The sequence below is a fragment of the Butyrivibrio sp. MB2005 genome (assembly GCF_000424285.1).
Taxonomy (GTDB): domain Bacteria; phylum Bacillota; class Clostridia; order Lachnospirales; family Lachnospiraceae; genus Butyrivibrio.
Genome location: NZ_AUJP01000004.1, coordinates 129,898 through 146,242, shown reverse-complemented (window position 1 = coordinate 146,242; position 16,345 = coordinate 129,898). Strand labels below are relative to the sequence as shown.

13 protein-coding genes are annotated in these 16,345 nt (G+C 38.9%); all 13 read right to left on the bottom strand.

All coding sequences use genetic code 11. The features are described from left to right. Positions 1 to 5: 5 nt before the first annotated feature. Complete coding sequence (locus tag G610_RS0101970) at positions 6 to 851, bottom strand: Uma2 family endonuclease (RefSeq protein ID WP_026523441.1); 846 nt, start codon at positions 849 to 851, stop codon at positions 6 to 8. Between the two features lie 127 nt (positions 852 to 978). Then, positions 979 to 1,623: an acetyltransferase gene (locus G610_RS0101965; protein WP_026523440.1), complete on the bottom strand. Its 645-nt coding sequence runs from the start codon at positions 1,621 to 1,623 to the stop codon at positions 979 to 981. A gap of 152 nt (positions 1,624 to 1,775) precedes the next feature. Further along, the gene (locus tag G610_RS0101960; protein ID WP_026523439.1) at positions 1,776 to 3,206 is read right to left on the bottom strand and encodes a flagellin N-terminal helical domain-containing protein; all 1,431 of its coding nucleotides are present in this window, start codon (positions 3,204 to 3,206) and stop codon (positions 1,776 to 1,778) included. A gap of 284 nt (positions 3,207 to 3,490) precedes the next feature. Further along, complete coding sequence (locus G610_RS0101955) at positions 3,491 to 5,242, bottom strand: glycosyltransferase (protein ID WP_026523438.1); 1,752 nt, start codon at positions 5,240 to 5,242, stop codon at positions 3,491 to 3,493. 20 nt (positions 5,243 to 5,262) lie between these two features. Next, positions 5,263 to 7,041 carry a motility associated factor glycosyltransferase family protein gene (locus tag G610_RS0101950; RefSeq protein WP_026523437.1) on the bottom strand — a complete coding sequence of 593 codons (1,779 nt, stop codon included), beginning with the start codon at positions 7,039 to 7,041 and terminating at the stop codon, positions 5,263 to 5,265. Between the two features lie 18 nt (positions 7,042 to 7,059). Further along, positions 7,060 to 8,928 carry a motility associated factor glycosyltransferase family protein gene (locus G610_RS0101945; RefSeq protein WP_026523436.1) on the bottom strand — a complete coding sequence of 623 codons (1,869 nt, stop codon included), beginning with the start codon at positions 8,926 to 8,928 and terminating at the stop codon, positions 7,060 to 7,062. An 11-nt stretch (positions 8,929 to 8,939) separates the two neighbouring features. Further along, positions 8,940 to 10,766 (bottom strand): motility associated factor glycosyltransferase family protein, encoded by a 1,827-nt coding sequence (locus G610_RS0101940; RefSeq protein ID WP_026523435.1) that lies wholly within the window; start codon positions 10,764 to 10,766, stop codon positions 8,940 to 8,942. 18 nt (positions 10,767 to 10,784) lie between these two features. Next, a complete protein-coding gene (locus G610_RS0101935; protein WP_026523434.1) occupies positions 10,785 to 11,090 on the bottom strand; it encodes a hypothetical protein in 306 nt (101 codons plus the stop codon). Positions 11,091 to 11,241: 151 nt separating this feature from the next. Next, positions 11,242 to 12,627, bottom strand: a complete 1,386-nt coding sequence (locus tag G610_RS0101930; protein ID WP_026523433.1) for a flagellin N-terminal helical domain-containing protein — start codon at positions 12,625 to 12,627, stop codon at positions 11,242 to 11,244. Positions 12,628 to 12,911: 284 nt separating this feature from the next. Further along, positions 12,912 to 13,595 (bottom strand): acylneuraminate cytidylyltransferase family protein, encoded by a 684-nt coding sequence (locus G610_RS0101925; protein WP_026523432.1) that lies wholly within the window; start codon positions 13,593 to 13,595, stop codon positions 12,912 to 12,914. Positions 13,596 to 13,617: 22 nt separating this feature from the next. Further along, positions 13,618 to 14,280: a PIG-L deacetylase family protein gene (locus G610_RS0101920; protein WP_026523431.1), complete on the bottom strand. Its 663-nt coding sequence runs from the start codon at positions 14,278 to 14,280 to the stop codon at positions 13,618 to 13,620. Further along, complete coding sequence (locus tag G610_RS0101915) at positions 14,277 to 15,167, bottom strand: formyltransferase family protein (RefSeq protein ID WP_026523430.1); 891 nt, start codon at positions 15,165 to 15,167, stop codon at positions 14,277 to 14,279. The genes G610_RS0101920 and G610_RS0101915 overlap by 4 nt, the downstream gene beginning before the upstream one ends. Further along, complete coding sequence (gene neuC / locus G610_RS0101910) at positions 15,164 to 16,345, bottom strand: UDP-N-acetylglucosamine 2-epimerase (RefSeq protein WP_330368083.1); 1,182 nt, start codon at positions 16,343 to 16,345, stop codon at positions 15,164 to 15,166. Before neuC ends, G610_RS0101915 begins: the two co-directional genes overlap by 4 nt.

Genomic DNA, 16,345 nt, shown 5'->3' with positions numbered 1-16,345 from the left:
CTGCTTTATTTTGAGAATCTTTCTATAATCTGATTCACCTCTTCCAAATCTATCCTGAGTTTGCCATCATAGATATTCATTGGATAATCTCCTTCAAGTGGCATAATCTCAGGTGTAACGTCTTCATCCTTAAAGTTGTATACAATCAAAACCCTCTTCTTAGGATCTATCATCCAATACTCCTTCACACCGGCATTACAATATTTCTCAGATTTGATGAACATATCTTTTCTACGCGTAGATGGTGATAATATCTCCAAAACAAAATCCGGCGCACCATAGATTACTTTATCCCTAATCTTATCTTCATCACAAACAATTACCACATCCGGTTGAACCATGGTCCTGTCATCACAATCCAGCTGTACGTCAATTGGGGAATACAGTGGTATGCAATCGCTCTTATTGGATCGTATGAAGTTATATATTGTATTAAACACAGCACTGCTAATTATCTGATGAACTGGTCTCGGTGCTGTCATGTCATAGAAAACACCATCTATCAGTTCAACCCACTGATCTTCTGGTAGCGCATAATAATCTTCCACAGTATATTCACCATTTTTCTTACTCCCATAAGATGGTGAGCTCTCCGCCAGTTCTGATGACTTCTCTCCCCTATCGGAAAAAACAACGCTACTTTGCTCATAGGAATATGCTTTGCCAAAATATTTGGATTCATCTCCCTCAAGCACCTTCTCAATTGCATCAAGTGTAGCCTTCCTGGGATTTTTGGTATTGCCGGAAAAAATTCTCTGCAGTGTAACCACCGGGACCCCGGTGTAATCCGAAAGTTGGGTAAAACTATATCCCCTTGAATCCTTGATCCTGTTCATCTCTTCGATAGTCATGGAAGCCTCCTGCATCTGCTATAAAAACTGATAGACAAATGATAATGATTTGTATCGCTGCATATCAATGCCAATCATTATGTATATCTTAATATCATATTATATCATTAAATATCATTCGTCAATATCAGTTCCAGCCCCTTAGAATTCTGGCAGGCATTCCAACTGCAGTGCACTGGGTCCCTACATCCTTTAGAACAACTGCACCTGCGCCGATGATCGCATCGCTTCCAACCTTAACACCCTGAAGAATAGTGGCACCTGCCCCTACTAAAGTATTGGCGCCTACATTGCATTCTCCACAAACCTTTGTCCCCACAGCTACGTGAGCAAAATCACCGATCACACTGTCATGCTCAACTATGGCACCGGTGTTGATTATCACGTTATCGCCTACAGTTGCACCTGCATTTATCACTGCATTCTTTCCAACAAATATGCCTGTTCCAAGCTTTGCATTGGCAGACACCACCGCTGAAGGATCAATAATATTGGGAAAAGAAAATCCCATATCTTTAGCAAGATAGAACAGTTTACTTCTAAGACCGCTGGGCTTTACAAATCCAACCGTAATAAAGGCCTTGGTGGTTCCCTCCTCAAAAAGCTTTGGAAGAACATCATCTGTGCCCACAACCTCGCATCCAAAGATTTCATCTCCGGGCTTAAGGTTTACATCCGTTATGAAAATTTTTCCAAATCTCTTTGACCGTAGCGCCGCATCTATCACCGATTTACAATGACCACCGCCGCCGATCATAACTATGTTTTCCATATCGATTCCTCTGTAAAAAAATCTATATACTACATTTAATTATAAACGGAATTACGATTTATTGAAACAAATAGAATCTCCTATGAAAAGAAGAGGCACCCTCCTTTTGGAAGGTGCCCCTGAGGTTTTGATTTTGATTTTCAGTTTTATTATTAGCCTTGAAGGAGTGACATAACACCCTGTGTACTCTGGTTTGCCTGAGCCAGCATCGACTGTCCTGCCTGTGCGAGGATGTTGTTCTTGCTGTAAGTAACCATCTCGTCTGCCATGTCTGTATCGCGAAGTCTGGATTCTGCTGCTGTTGTATTCTCTACTACGTTGTCCAGGTTCTTGATTGTGTGCTCTAATCTGTTCTGGATAGCACCAAGTTCTGATCTCTGTTCTGATACTACCTTGAGAGCGTCTTCGATGGCATCGATTGCGTATGTAGCTGAAATTCCAAGGCTGTCAGTTACTGTAAGGTTCTGGATACCAAGGTTAGCCGCGTTCATAACCTGTACGTTCATAAGGATCTTGTTTGTCATGTCTGCGTCAGATCCTACATGAAGCTGAAGACCGAGATCCTTAGCAACCTTAGCTGTTCCCTTTGAGATTGAGAAAGTATACTTTTTTTCATCATTGGTTGCGCCGCTGATTGATGTACCTGCGAAGTCTCTGCAGGATACCTTAACCATATTAACCTTATCGCTGTCTACTCCGATGAGGTTAGCCTGTTTAAGAGATTCGTCAATCTTTCTAATGGCTGTTGATACCAGGATATTCTTATCAAGATTAGCATCTGCTGCAATTCTGGTACTTCCGGTTGTAGGTGTTCTAACCTGTGCTCCATCTACTACCATTGCCTGAATCTGTTCAAGTGAGTACTCCTGATCGCCAACTTTGAATACCTGTGTTGTGCTATCGTATGTACTTGTTGCTCTTACATAAGTTGTTCCATTTATAGTAACGGATCCCTGACTTGCTGTATTAAGAGCTACTGAAATATCACCCTGGATCTTACCGATTGTATCGGTATCCTTATCATACATGTGATAATTCTTTCCGGCTATCTTGATGTCATCACTGGACTTAAGGTAGCAGGTGAATGTTCCGTAATTGCCAAGATCTGCTGTTGTACCTTCAAGACCGGCATCATGTATGTTCATATATTTGTTATAGTTTCCGGTGCCTCCCTTAAGAAGGTAGGTCTCGTTAAACTTTGTTGTCTCTGCTACACGATCAATTTCAGTTGTAAGCTGTGAAATTTCGTTCTGGATGGCATCACGGTCAATTTTACTATTTGTTCCGTTAGCTGCCTGAACTGCCAGTTCGTTCATTCTCTGAAGCATATCGTGCACTTCTGTGAGTGCACCTTCAGCTGTCTGTACTGCGCTTACACCATCGTCAGCGTTTGTTGATGCTCTATCGAGGCCTCGCATCTGCTTTCTCATCTTCTCACTGATTGATAAGCCTGCTGCATCGTCTGCTGCTCTATTGATTTTATAACCTGAGGAAAGTTTTTCTGAAGATTTTGCCTGGGTTCCTGTTGTAATGCCAAGCATTCTGTTAGAATTCATCGCCGTCAAATTATGCTGGATAACCATATTATACCTCCATGTGGGTGCAGTCTCTCCCTCTAATCCGTAGAGCCCGAGCCTGCTGCTTGATACTTTGTTTCAAAATAATAGTTACTTATTAAGTTGAGTGCGCTCCCACATCGATCATCCTTGACGATGTTTTTTTGTTTTACACTCTATATATCGTTCCAATTTTTATTTACTTAACCCTTTTTTGAAAATTTTTTTGTATTTTTATTTCATTTTGCTCTAAATAGCAATAAAAAAAGCGAAGAAACGCAGTGTTTATGCGCATCTTCGCTTTTCATCCTTTATGTAATTTTTTTATTTGCTAATTCCCGTAAATAGTATGCTTCAATATTATCCTCCATTAGTTTCCTTAAATCATCATTCCCTATATACTCAATCACCTTCGTATCATCAATAATTTCTTTTTGCGTATTTAATACTATTTCGCACGTTTCTTCCCAACTGTGCTTTTCAAGCATTATTTCCGGGTAAAAAGAGTATCCTATTCTCAATAATCTATATACATTCGCAAACGTATTTAAAATGCAAAATGCAAGATCCGAAGGTTCTAGTTCCAAGTCAATCAATACTGCCGTTTCATTTCTAATACTTATCATCCTATTTTCCGGGAAAATATATTTGAGTCTGAACTCCCCATTATCTAAATATAAGCTTTCCTCCTCTGCTTCGTCCTCAAATAAAGGCATTCCGGAAAAGGCATATTCACTATTTTTAACCAGATAAGCTGCTAATACACAATGTGTATAGTCGTCGTACATTTTATTATCTGCATTTTCATGATATTTCTTTTTTATTTTTTCCAATAAACCGTTTTTGCGAATATTATCCATATTGAAACATAATCCGGTAATATAATTGGAGCCGCATGCAAGAGCAACTTTCTCCATCGTCTTGGTATGTACAATGCTCTTATCACACCTATAATAAATTACTTTACTTATAGGAGATATAGTTTCAAAAGTCATTACTCCTACGTTATTATTACTATTATTGTAAATATACTGAATTGCATCATCAAAATTTTCAGTTATCATGTGATCCTGATCCGAAGAGAAAATGGCATACTTACCACTTGGAAGACCGATCACATTTTCAAAACTATCCCTATAACAAGTTGATGGCAGCTCTTTATAAACAATTCGCTTATCCAAACTTGCTAATTCATTTATCTTTTCATAGTAATCCGTCTGTTTAGTTGAGCTATTATTACATAATACTATTTCTATCTCTTCGTCATACATCAGTTGTTGTAGGTTTTTGACCGTTTCCAATGCTTCTTTCCCGCGATTCCATGAGGGAATACAAATTGACAAAAAAACATTATCTCCCTTTCGAGTACTGCTAACTCTTTCATTATGTATATCTGTCATCAATTGAGTATATTCATCAAGTTCTTCGCTTTTTATTCTCCTGGGTATATACGCTCCGCTTTCTCGAATATACTTTTCAAATGTATATTTATCGTCAAATATATCTACATTCAATTCGCAAAGAATTTTCCCCATTCCCGGAATAGTTAAGTATGAAAAAAATTGTTTCAGCATGCGATCATTTTTCAGAACCATATATATCCTCATATTTCTGGATGATTCTGCATCATGCAAAATAAGCCTCATATCAGAATATCCATCTATCAACATAGGCGAAAACACTCTGTTAGAGACATCATCTAACTTATTCTCATCAATAATTACTGGCTGCTTTCCTTCGAATCTACTCTCTTCATCGTTCCATACATAAAACCTTGAATCTGAAGCAGGAATCATTTTCAAAGATAACATGCCATATTCAGGAATGGTATCAAGATGTAGTTTTCCTTTTTCTAACAGGAACTTGGTATTATCCTCGTAAGCCTTCTTGAACTCATTTTCATTAGGTGCAATAAAGCTTTCATTGATGACTTGAAAAATGTCATCTTTCTGTTGCGGATCATCGCTGGCCTGATGCGCAGCCATAAAAGCCATCACGGCTTCATCATATTCATTCGCATCAAATTTATCGAAGGCATATTTCAAAATATCATTTACTGACATAGTCCCCCCCTATTCAGCCATCAAAAATATTTGGTCATCTCATCGCTAAGTGTCCTGCAATCTTTAGACAGACCGGCATAATAATCTCTAACTTCTCTACATGTTTCCAACACACTGCCATCCTGCAAAACAAGCAATCTATCCGGAATGGAATACATATCCTCAATCCAATACTCTTCAAGCAAAGAATACATTTTCATTCCATACATGGATTCTCTTAATTTACCAATCTTCTGAATATGATCATTCTCATTTGTAACTTCATTCTTTTTGTTCTCACCGACGCTAATTAGTTCATCCAATAGTCTTACTATTTCAAGCGAAACATCTCTTATATTACTGAGTTCATCTAACCATGCTTTCAGTACATTTTCTATATTTCCATTTAGTACCCCAGATGTTTTATATGCCTGATCAGAAATTATGCCTGAAAAATCATAGCTTTTTTCTTCAATATCTTTGGCCACATCTTTCAGTTTTTTTATATCGCATCCTTTAATAAGTACTCCGCCCTCTGTTGCATCAATCACCTTTATCCCAGGGTTCTGTACTATCTGTCTCTCAAAGAAATTTCTATAACTTATCCACATCCTGTTACTGACAACCATTTTGCCATCAATTCCCGGTACCTCAACATCATTTGAAATTTCCTGCATTCCTTCATCTATATTATCCGCATGATGCTTCCCATTTTTATATGACAGGTTCTGACCAACAAGGATGATCGTCTTTGCTCCAAGAAGCTTAAGTACTACAAATGCTCCTCCCGCTACATTTCCTCCCATATCTAATCCGGATCCAAAATTTGCCTTATCTCCAAAAAGTGCACGTTCATAGCTAATAGCATCAAAATAGATAAGATTTCCGCCAGCCTTCTTTTGAGCATCAATATTGAGCTGATATGAGCATATTATGGGTATGTCTTTTTCATAAGCATACTCCAGGTATTCCGGACTTTTAATAGCATCAACCGATATGGCGGCATCAGGTACTATGTCATGTTCCTTTAAAACACTAAGGGATCTGTCAGTTGCAAGAATAAAAGCATGTCCCTTTATTTTTTTCAGATCTTCAACATTTTCGTTAAGAGATGGTCCGGCAGACACTATAACCCCGGGACACCCCTTAGGATAAACCTCCTTTAAATCAGATAAGAAGCGACATCCCTCCATGTGGTTCCATGCGTAAATTCTGCACCTTAAGGCATTTCTTCCACGACTTTTTTTAAAATTGCGAACAGATACACTTAGCTTTCCTATCTCATCACATATGTTCCTAAAGCGGTTATCCTCTGCATAAAACGGAGTTGTGATCCCCATTACTTCCGATCTGCCAAGTAGTATATCGTTATATACCAAATCCACCATTCTGTTTTTCTGTTCATCTGTAATGAACATATATACACGGTTATTCAAGATCAGATTAGAAATATCAATATGGCCGCACACATAGTAAAATAACTCTTCTTGTGGTTCATATAAGAAGAAAATAGTATCAGGTCTATAAGTGCTTAGCATTTCTCTAAGGAAAACACCCGTTGAAAAGCCGCAAACCAAAACTGTGGTCCTTCTTCCGGGTATATCTCTCCCCTTTATCCAGGACCTTGCCTCATAAGCAGGGCTATAGAGGCTGTTTAGGCGAAGCTTTTTGCCATTAGAATCTATAGTCACATTTAATACAGCATCCCCGTCCTTTGAGAAGTCGAGCGCATAGAGACTATCTTCACTATTAAGTTCCGGAATTACAATCCCATACCTTCTTAGAAAGGCATCTCTGTTTTTGTTATAAATGTCAGTCATAACTTTGCCCGATGATATTTAATCTATCTTTTCGCCTCTTTTTTCCTTCTCGTAATCCTCTTTTCCCTTCGCAATTGCTTCCTGCAGTTCTTTTTTCAGGCTCATGCAATCTTCTGGATATTTTCCATAAAACTTCATAGCGCTTTCAAATACAGGGATCGCTTCCTCATTATTTCTGACCATAAAGGTATAGTCCGGAATAGAATATAAATCCTCTATCCAGAATTCTTCCATAAGAGTATTTATTCTGGTCTCATATATTTCTAATCGAAGCTTATCCATTTTATTCAGCTTTTTAGTTGCTGCCGCATCATCAATGCTTTGATATTTACTGATTCTAAGAAGTTGCCTGCTTAGGACCTCAAGCTCTTTAGAGTTTTCAGCTATCATATCAAGTTGCTCAAGCCATTGTTCCTCACGTTCAAGCATCTCCTCATATTCTTTATCGCTTTGAGCATTGGGGAGATCATCAAATATCTTTTGAAGGTCATACTCTTTTGTGCATACTTTATCTGCAACCTCTGCAAGAGTCATTATCTCTGTTCCCTCAATAAGAGCACCTCCCTCTGTAGCATCTATAACTCTCATATCAGGATTTGCAGCTATCCTTCTTTCGAAGAAATCTCTAAAGCCTATCCACATATCATTACTTAGAACCATTTCTCCATTAATTCCCTTTATTTCCTTTGCTGCAGTAAGAGGCACTCCGTCATTTCTTCCATCTGCATGATGCTTACCATTTAGGAATGCCAGATCCTGACCAATAAGTATCACAGTCTTTATCCCCAAAAATTCACATACAGTGAAAGCTCCTCCTGAAACATTTCCTCCCTGATCAAGACCATTTTGGGCTTCTACCTTGGGACCTATAAGGTCATATTCATATCCAAGGGCATGATAAAATATTCTTCTGCCATAAAAAAGCTTCTGGCTTTCAGAATTAAGCTGATATGAACATATTACAGGTATATTCTGTGCGACTTTAACATTCATAAAATCCGGGCTCTTCTCGGCATCAAGGGATATTACGGCATCCGGTGTAATATCATATTCATCCAGAACCATAAGCGCCCTGTCTGTTGATAGAATGAATGCATGACCTTTTATTCTTTTTAACACTTCAGCATTTTTTCTAAGAGACGGTCCTGCGGATACTATAATAAGCGGAATATCCTTAGGTATTCTGTCACGAAGATCCGCAAGAATGTGCGCATTTCTCATATGGTTCCAGGCAAACATTCTGCATCTTAAGGCATTTCTTCCCCTGTCCTGCTGGTAGCATGCGGTGGTTCCCATAACATTTTCCATTTCATGACATAGCTTATTAAACGCTTCATTTTCTGAATAGAAAGGGGTAATAATTCCTTTAGACTCCGGTCTAAAAGTCGCAAGATCATGTATCATATCGTTTGATATGTTTTTACGCTGGTTTTCTGTAACATACAATCTGATTCTGGGTTCCGTGATAATGTCACTCAAATCAGCAAAAGCGCAAACAAATGAGAATAAATTCTCTAAGGGCTCATATACAAAAAATACGGAATCAGGCCTTAATTTTTTAAACAAAGCTCTTACAAAAACACTCGTGGAAAAACCAAGAATAACTAATGTAGTTCTCCTGTTAAGAATTTCCTGCTTTTCTGCCCATCTGGCAGCTTCATAAGAAGGATTATATATACTGTTAAGACGAAGATCCTGCCCCGGAGTAACATCCCTAATATACAGAACTATTTCTCCATCCTCAGCTTCTTCCATCCTGTATTTCTCATCTTCGTCAGGGTCTATCGTGAGTTCTGCACCGTATCTTTGTTTGAAAAGTTCAAAATTCTTTTCTCTTATTTTTTCGTTTTTTACAAGTCCAGTTCTCTGCATATTATCTGCTGCCATATCATTTCCTCTTAAGCTAATTTATTTACTGAATCAATAAGTTCCTGTTTTAAACTTCTGCAATCCTCCGGAAGCTTTGAATAGAATTCTTTGGCATTCTCCAGTACAGGCAATGCTTCCTCATTATTTCTTATAAATAAAACCAGTTCCGGAATAGCATACATATCCTTAATCCACAAATGTTCCATAAGCTCATACACATGTTTCTTATGAATCATCAATTTATATTCTCCAAGTTGTTTCCTCTTTTTTGAATATGCTGCATCATTTATGTCATGATATTTACAGGCTTTTATCAACTGCCCACATATTTCTTCAAGTTTCTTTGAAATGTCTGCTATTATTTCAAGGTCACTTATCCATTGTTTTATTATTTCTACTGTTTTTTCTTTTTCCTTGGAAGTCTGGGCATATTCCAAATTCTCAAAAAGCTTACCGGAATCAAATTCCTGTCCACTTAATTCATTAGCAACTTCATTAAGGTTCTTTACCTTAGCACCATGTATTTTTGCGCCGCCTTCAGTGGCATCGATAACTGAAATATCCAGATTCATGGCTATCTGCCTCTCGAAAAAATCTCTGAAAGCAATCCACATCTCATTTGTTTCAACTTTTTCTTCAATACTTCCTTCAACAAATCTCTTTACTATATCAGGGTTTCCTTCATCTCTACTATCTGCATGGTGCCTTCCTCCGGTAAAGGCCAAATCCTGTCCAACGAATATTATCTTCTTTATTCCCAAATCCCTACACACAACAAATGCCGCACCTGCAACATTTCCTCCATGGTCAAAAGCCTGCTCACCGACTTTATCCCCAATCAGTTCCTGTTCATATTTAAGAGCATGGAAAAATATACACCTTCCCTCAAATAGTTTCTGTGTCTCCGTGTTTGTTTGGTATGAAGCCAAAAGATATGTGTCCTTATATGCATCAAGATTTAAATATTCAGAACTCTTTTCTGCATCCATAGTTATCAATATATCCGGCTTAATATCATGCTCTGCCAGCACGCTTGCTGCTCTGTCCGTGCAAATAATAACCGCATGTCCCTTTATTTTGCTTAAGTCATCTACATTTTTATTAAGAGATGGGCCTGCAGAAACGATGACAGCAGCCGTTCCGGGTTTCACTTTCTCTTTTAACTGAGGCAGAACATATGACTTATCCATATGATTCCAGGCATATATCCTGCATTTAAGAGCCTCTCTTGCAGTACCTTCCTGAAAATCTTTACTGGTCACCATAGATGCCTCAAGCTGATGGCAGGCATTCGAATAAAATTCATCTTCACCATAAAAGGGCGTTACTATTTTCTGAGCTTCGGATCTATAAGTTATTGCTTCACTTAGAAGCTCATTTGTTAAATTTTTTATCTGATATTCTGTTATAAACAGATTTATTCTTATATGCGAAATAATGTCTGTGAAATCCGCAAATGCGCAGACATAAGAAAAAAGAGCTTCGTTTGGCTCATAAACAAAAAAGGTAGTATCAGGGCGGTATCTATCCAAAAGCATTCTCAAATATATGCCTGAAGAAAAGCCCATTAAAAAAACCAAAGACCTTCGATTGGGGGTAATTATATATTGTGCCCACCTTGAAGCTTCATATGAAGGTGAGTAAGAACTGTTTAACCTTAAGTCTCTGCCCGATAGTGCACCATTAATAAACAGTACCGGCTGTCCATCATTAGATGTTTCAATCCGGTACATTTTATCTTCGTTTTGATTCACCTTAGGCCTTACATTATATCTTTTTTCGAATGCATCAAAATTTCTATTTCTAAGGTTCTCATCCTTATGTAATTCGTTTATTACTCTCCCCTCAAAAGTCATAAACAATTTTCCCGTATTTTACTTTTTAATCCACTCCTCAATCTCTCGATTAAGATCATGATGAAGAATATCTGCTACAAGAATATAATCACCTTGCTGGTTTGCTTCGGCAAGTCTTGTAAAGTCAGTCTGCCACTCCTGCATCTGATCTGCATGATCTGCATCTGCTTTACCACTCTGAACCAGAAGCTCAGTAAATGTAACAAGCAACTTCATAACCGGAGCAACCATCTCGATGCCTCCCGGTTTCCTCTGATAAATCATATCTGCAGCCTTATCATTGTTGGCAATTACCTGTCTTCCCATATCCTGTAACTGACTCATAAATCCCCCTGACAATAATCGTACAATATATTAATATATTGATAATTATATCATGTAAACCCGATAAAGTCATATATGGAAAGAACTCTCCCTTGCGGGAGAGCCCTTTCTATGGTTGTACTTAAAGTACTCTAGTATTTCGCTAACGTGATTAGCCGAGGAGTGAAAGAACACCCTGGTTGGACTGGTTAGCCTGAGCAAGCATTGACTGGCCTGCCTGTGCAAGAATGTTATTCTTGCTGTAGGTAACCATCTCATTAGCCATGTCTGTATCACGGATACGGGACTCAGCTGCTGTGGTATTCTCTACTACGTTATCAACGTTCTTAATTGTGTGCTCTAATCTGTTCTGTACAGCACCGAGTGCAGATCTCTGCTCAGATACTTTCTTGATAGCATCTTCAATTGCATCGATTGCATAGGTTGCAGCAACACCGGATCCATCAACTACGTTGAGGTTCTGGATACCAAGATTTGCAGCGCTCATTACTTCTACACCAACAGTGATCTTGTTACTCATGTCAGCATCTGCACCAACGTGGAGCTGGAGGCCAAGATCCTTAGCAACATGTGCTGTCTGCTTTGTGATAGAGAATGTGTACAGTGTACCGTTACTTGTGGTTACACCATTATTAACGTTTACTGCTACACTACCCTGCTTCTTAGCGTCAACACCAATCTTGTTTGCCTGGAGAAGAGCATCCTTCATCTTAGATGTAGCCTGAGATACAGAAATGTTCTTATCAAGTTTCCAGTCAACAGCTGTACGAGTTGTGCCACCTGCAACAGCAACCTTAGCACCGTCAACTACCATTGCCTTAACTTCATCAATAGAATACTCATCATCCCCATACTTGAAGATAGGTGTAGCATTGTCAAGAGAACTTGTTCCTCTAACATAAGTTGTTCCATTGATTGTTACAGAAGCTGCGTTTGTGATAGAAGCCTGCTTTGTGCTGATAGCATCAGAAGCTGCACCGATGTGGTACTCTTTACCAGCGATAGTCTTATCTGTATCTGCCGTTACATAAGCTGTGAACACGCCCTTCTTACCTGTGTCAGCAAGAGTTCCTTCAAGACCTGCATCATGAGCTGCCATGTACTTATCTTTGAAGCCCTGGCCACCCTTAAGCAGATATGTCTCGTTGAACTTTGTTGTCTCAGCAACACGGTCAATCTCAGTTGTCAGCTGATTGATCTCATCCTGTATGGATGAACGGTCCTGTGTACTATTTGTTCCGTTAGCAGCCTGAACTGCAAGTTCGTTCATTCTCTGCAGCATATCGTGTACTTCTGTGAGTGCACCTTCTGCTGTCTGAACTGCGCTTACACCATCATCTGCGTTGGTGGATGCGCGATCAAGACCTCTGATCTGCTTTCTCATCTTTTCGGAAATTGAAAGACCTGCTGCATCATCTGCTGCACGGTTAATCTGATAACCTGAAGAGAGCTTCTCTGCTGACTTGGACTGCTGACCAGTTGTTACTCCGAGCATTCTGTTAGCGTTCATCGCTGTTAAATTGTGTTGTACTACCATAATATACCTCCTTGTTTGTGTACGCCGCAAATCCTTTTGCGGTAATTAAAATTTGATTGTGTTTCGATTCGGATATCCGGCGAGCGGAGTTCCTAGGCTGCTCTCTCCCTGCTATCCTACTATATGCACATGTACATTATTGCCGTGTTCCGTGCCACAGAATTAATGCACATTGTGTTTCCTACATTCATTATATCGGACCTACTATCATAAAGTTAACCCCTTTTCTCAAAAAAAATATAAATTATTTATAAACTTATGACAGCAGTCTAAAAAGTCCCATTTTATGCGTCTTTCAGCAAAAACTCGGCGTATTTAAAATCAAATATCGTATCTATATCCACGCTGTTTCGCTTATCCATAATGCAGGCATAGCAGCCTTTCCTATATAAAAACCGTTCTTCTCTAAAACTCTTAATATTCACAAGATAGATTGCCCCGTTTAATCTGTATGTAACAGCTTGCTTCTGTCTCTGATTCATAGAATCCTGGGATATAAATCCATCCATACTCAAATCTTCACTGAGCTGTCCGCACCAGGACAATGGATGCTCCAGTTCACATACAGACACAACCGCATTAGCATCTTTTTTCTTATAAGTCTCATATGCTCTTATTATGTCATCCGAATTTCTAAGAGGTGAAGTGGGCTGAAGAAGGCAAAAGGTCTCAAACTCTTTCCCCATCGTTTCAAATTTCTCTAAAACTTCTTCCACGACATCCCAGGAGCTGGATGAATCCATTGCATTCTTATCGCTTCTAAGGAATGGTACACTTGCACCACAATTTTTTGCAATATCGGCATATTTTTCGGAGTCAGTAGAGACAAAAACCTCATCAAAAAGCCCACTTTTATTTGCAGCTTCTATCGAATACGCTATCAGAGGCTTACCACAAAGTTCTCTGATATTCTTATCAGGGAGTCCCTTAGATCCACTCCTCGCTGGAATGATCGCTATATTTTTCATTTTGCATCTCCTATACAAGACTTTAATCAATACGACTCTTTATCAGATAAAAAGCTTCACTATATTTCTGATAAGCAGTCGCACCTCTAAAAGCTGCCATGCCACGGATAGCGTTTTCGTTTCTAGGAAATGGTGCTTCATCAATCTCACTCTTGTATATCCTCATTACATCTATCTTCTTATCAATGTACTCTGATATATCCACAAAAACATTTGGAGAAAAAACATTTTCTACCTGAGCCTGATCTGTTTCTGACAATATCTCCATACTCATTACCGTTTTCAGATATGGCGCCCTAAATGCCTTCGTGCATGAGTATACCGCTTCAAATATGATTCTGTGGTCAGAATGGACATCGAATCTATAAGGAATTATCAGTATCTCCGGCTGCACTTCATCTAGTATCTTTTTGAACCCAGCAACCAATTCTCCTTTTTCATACTTATCCACCCCCGCTGGTTCCATTTCCAAATTCCACATTTTCTCAAATCCGTAAGCTCTATCAACCTCTTCTATTTCTTTATTTCGCTCATTTACACGTTCTGCAGAATAGCCATATTCAGTCTTCATATTTGTAACAATTATCCAGAAAAGCCTGTGCCCGGAATCCTTAAATTTTAACAAAGTGCCTCCCGCTCCCAGCGTCTCATCATCAGGATGCGGTGAAATGACAAGTACATTCATCTAAGATATTCCCCTTCCTTTAATATTATATTATCGCAATCCAAGACATGAACAATGCCGTCATATGCTTTTACTTCAAATTCAGTTTCTGAATAAACCTTAAGAATCTTACCCGGTTCCAGATTTTTATAGTCATCACATTTATACACATTACACTTCCATACTTTTACCTCCACATCAGCCATCATAAAATGCGCTCCAACGTATGGATGAGTAAGTGCTCTGACCAGATTATATATTCCTTCACAGGACATCCTAAAATCAATCTGCCCATCTAACCTGCCACGTTTTCTCCATGTATTCCCTACATTTTTGTCCTGAGGTAACCTTACCAACGAATCCATGCTTATTTTATCGGTAAATTCTATAACCTGATTCTTGGCTGTGTTAAGAACCTTATCATACAAGGTCTGTGCGTCGTCATCATAACCTATGATTACATCTTTCTGACTTATGATATCGCCAGTATCAGCTCCTTCATCCATCACAAAAAAAGTAGATGCAGTCTTATCCAACCCCAACACCAACGCCCATATAAGCGGATGTCTTCCCCGGTTCATGGGAATTGCTGCCGGATGAAAGCCTATAACCCCATAAGGCGGTAATGCTAATAATTCCTTGCCTATAAGGCGTGACCATCCAAAACAATATATGACATCCGGTTTCTTGTTCTTGATAAACTCTAGCGTTTCTTCATCATTTATATTCTTTGTACATATGACATCAATCCCATACTCTTTGGCAAGTGGCACTAAAGAATGAAAATCAGAATTAATGGGAGAATCATCCATGGTCACCACGCCGGATACAATATATCCCTTTTGTAGCATATGCTTAAGTATTATATATGAACTCTCTACGCATCCAATAAATACTGTTTTCTTCATCCATTCACCTCTATGTCGTAAAAGTCCTTTTTTATATTTATTTTGCCGGACTTTTCAAAGGTCTCTCGTATTATCTCAGTAATCCTAGCGGAGGTGTTACCATCTCCAAATGGATTTGTCATAGCCTTAACCTTTTCCCTGAAATCATCACTAATTGCCTGCTTTATCGTATTAACAATAGACTCTTTATCAGGCTCACAGCAAAGGACACTTTCCGGCATTAGTCTTCCTTTTTGTCTGTCCCCGATATTTACTGTAGGGATATGAAGGCATGGCGCTTCAATAATGCCGCTGGAAGAATTCCCGATAACAACTGTGCTCTCTTTTACAGCACTCAAATATCTTCTTACCCCAAGCGAGGTAACCGCTATAACATTGCTGCGAATATCAGCATATTCATCTATTTTCTGATTAATATGTCTTCCACCTGCATCAGCATTAGCCTTTGTGATGACAAATGACATCTCCGGAAATTCGTCCAATGCACACATCAGTTGATCGAATTGTTCGACTCCGCTGTTTGCTTCAAGCGTAACAGGATGAAATGTAACAACCGCGTAATCTCTGGAAAGATCAATCCCAATATCCTTTCCAAGTTCTTCCTTGGAAATATAATACGTATTCCTAATATTCTCTACTGCCAGAGCCCCTACATTAAATACCCTGCAGGGATTCTCTCCCATCTGTATAACTCTGTTTCTATAAACCTCAGTACACACAAAATGTAGCTGACTCATCTTTGTTATTGAATGCCTTATAGCCTCATCTATCAAGCCCTGCGTAATCTCCCCGCCATGAATATGAGCAATAGGAATCTCAGCATTCATAGCAGCAATACAGACCGACAAAGCCTCATATCGGTCTCCAAGGACTATAAGCAAGTCTAAATAATTATCAGCAAAATATTTTCCAAAACCAGTCAAAGCCATAGCCATATTATTTGAAATGTCTGCTTGACTATCACCTTCAGAAACACACTCTATTTCTGCAGCTATCGGAATTCCTGCCTCTTCTATTTCCTTATATGTATTACCAAATGCAGCCGTTAGATGAGCGCCTGTTACCAGGACTTTTACATCACAAAAGTCCGCCTTCATAAGGCTTATAATAAGCGGTTTTAGAAGTCCAAACTCAGCTCTTGTCGCAGTCAATACCCCAATTTGCTTTTTCATGTCCAT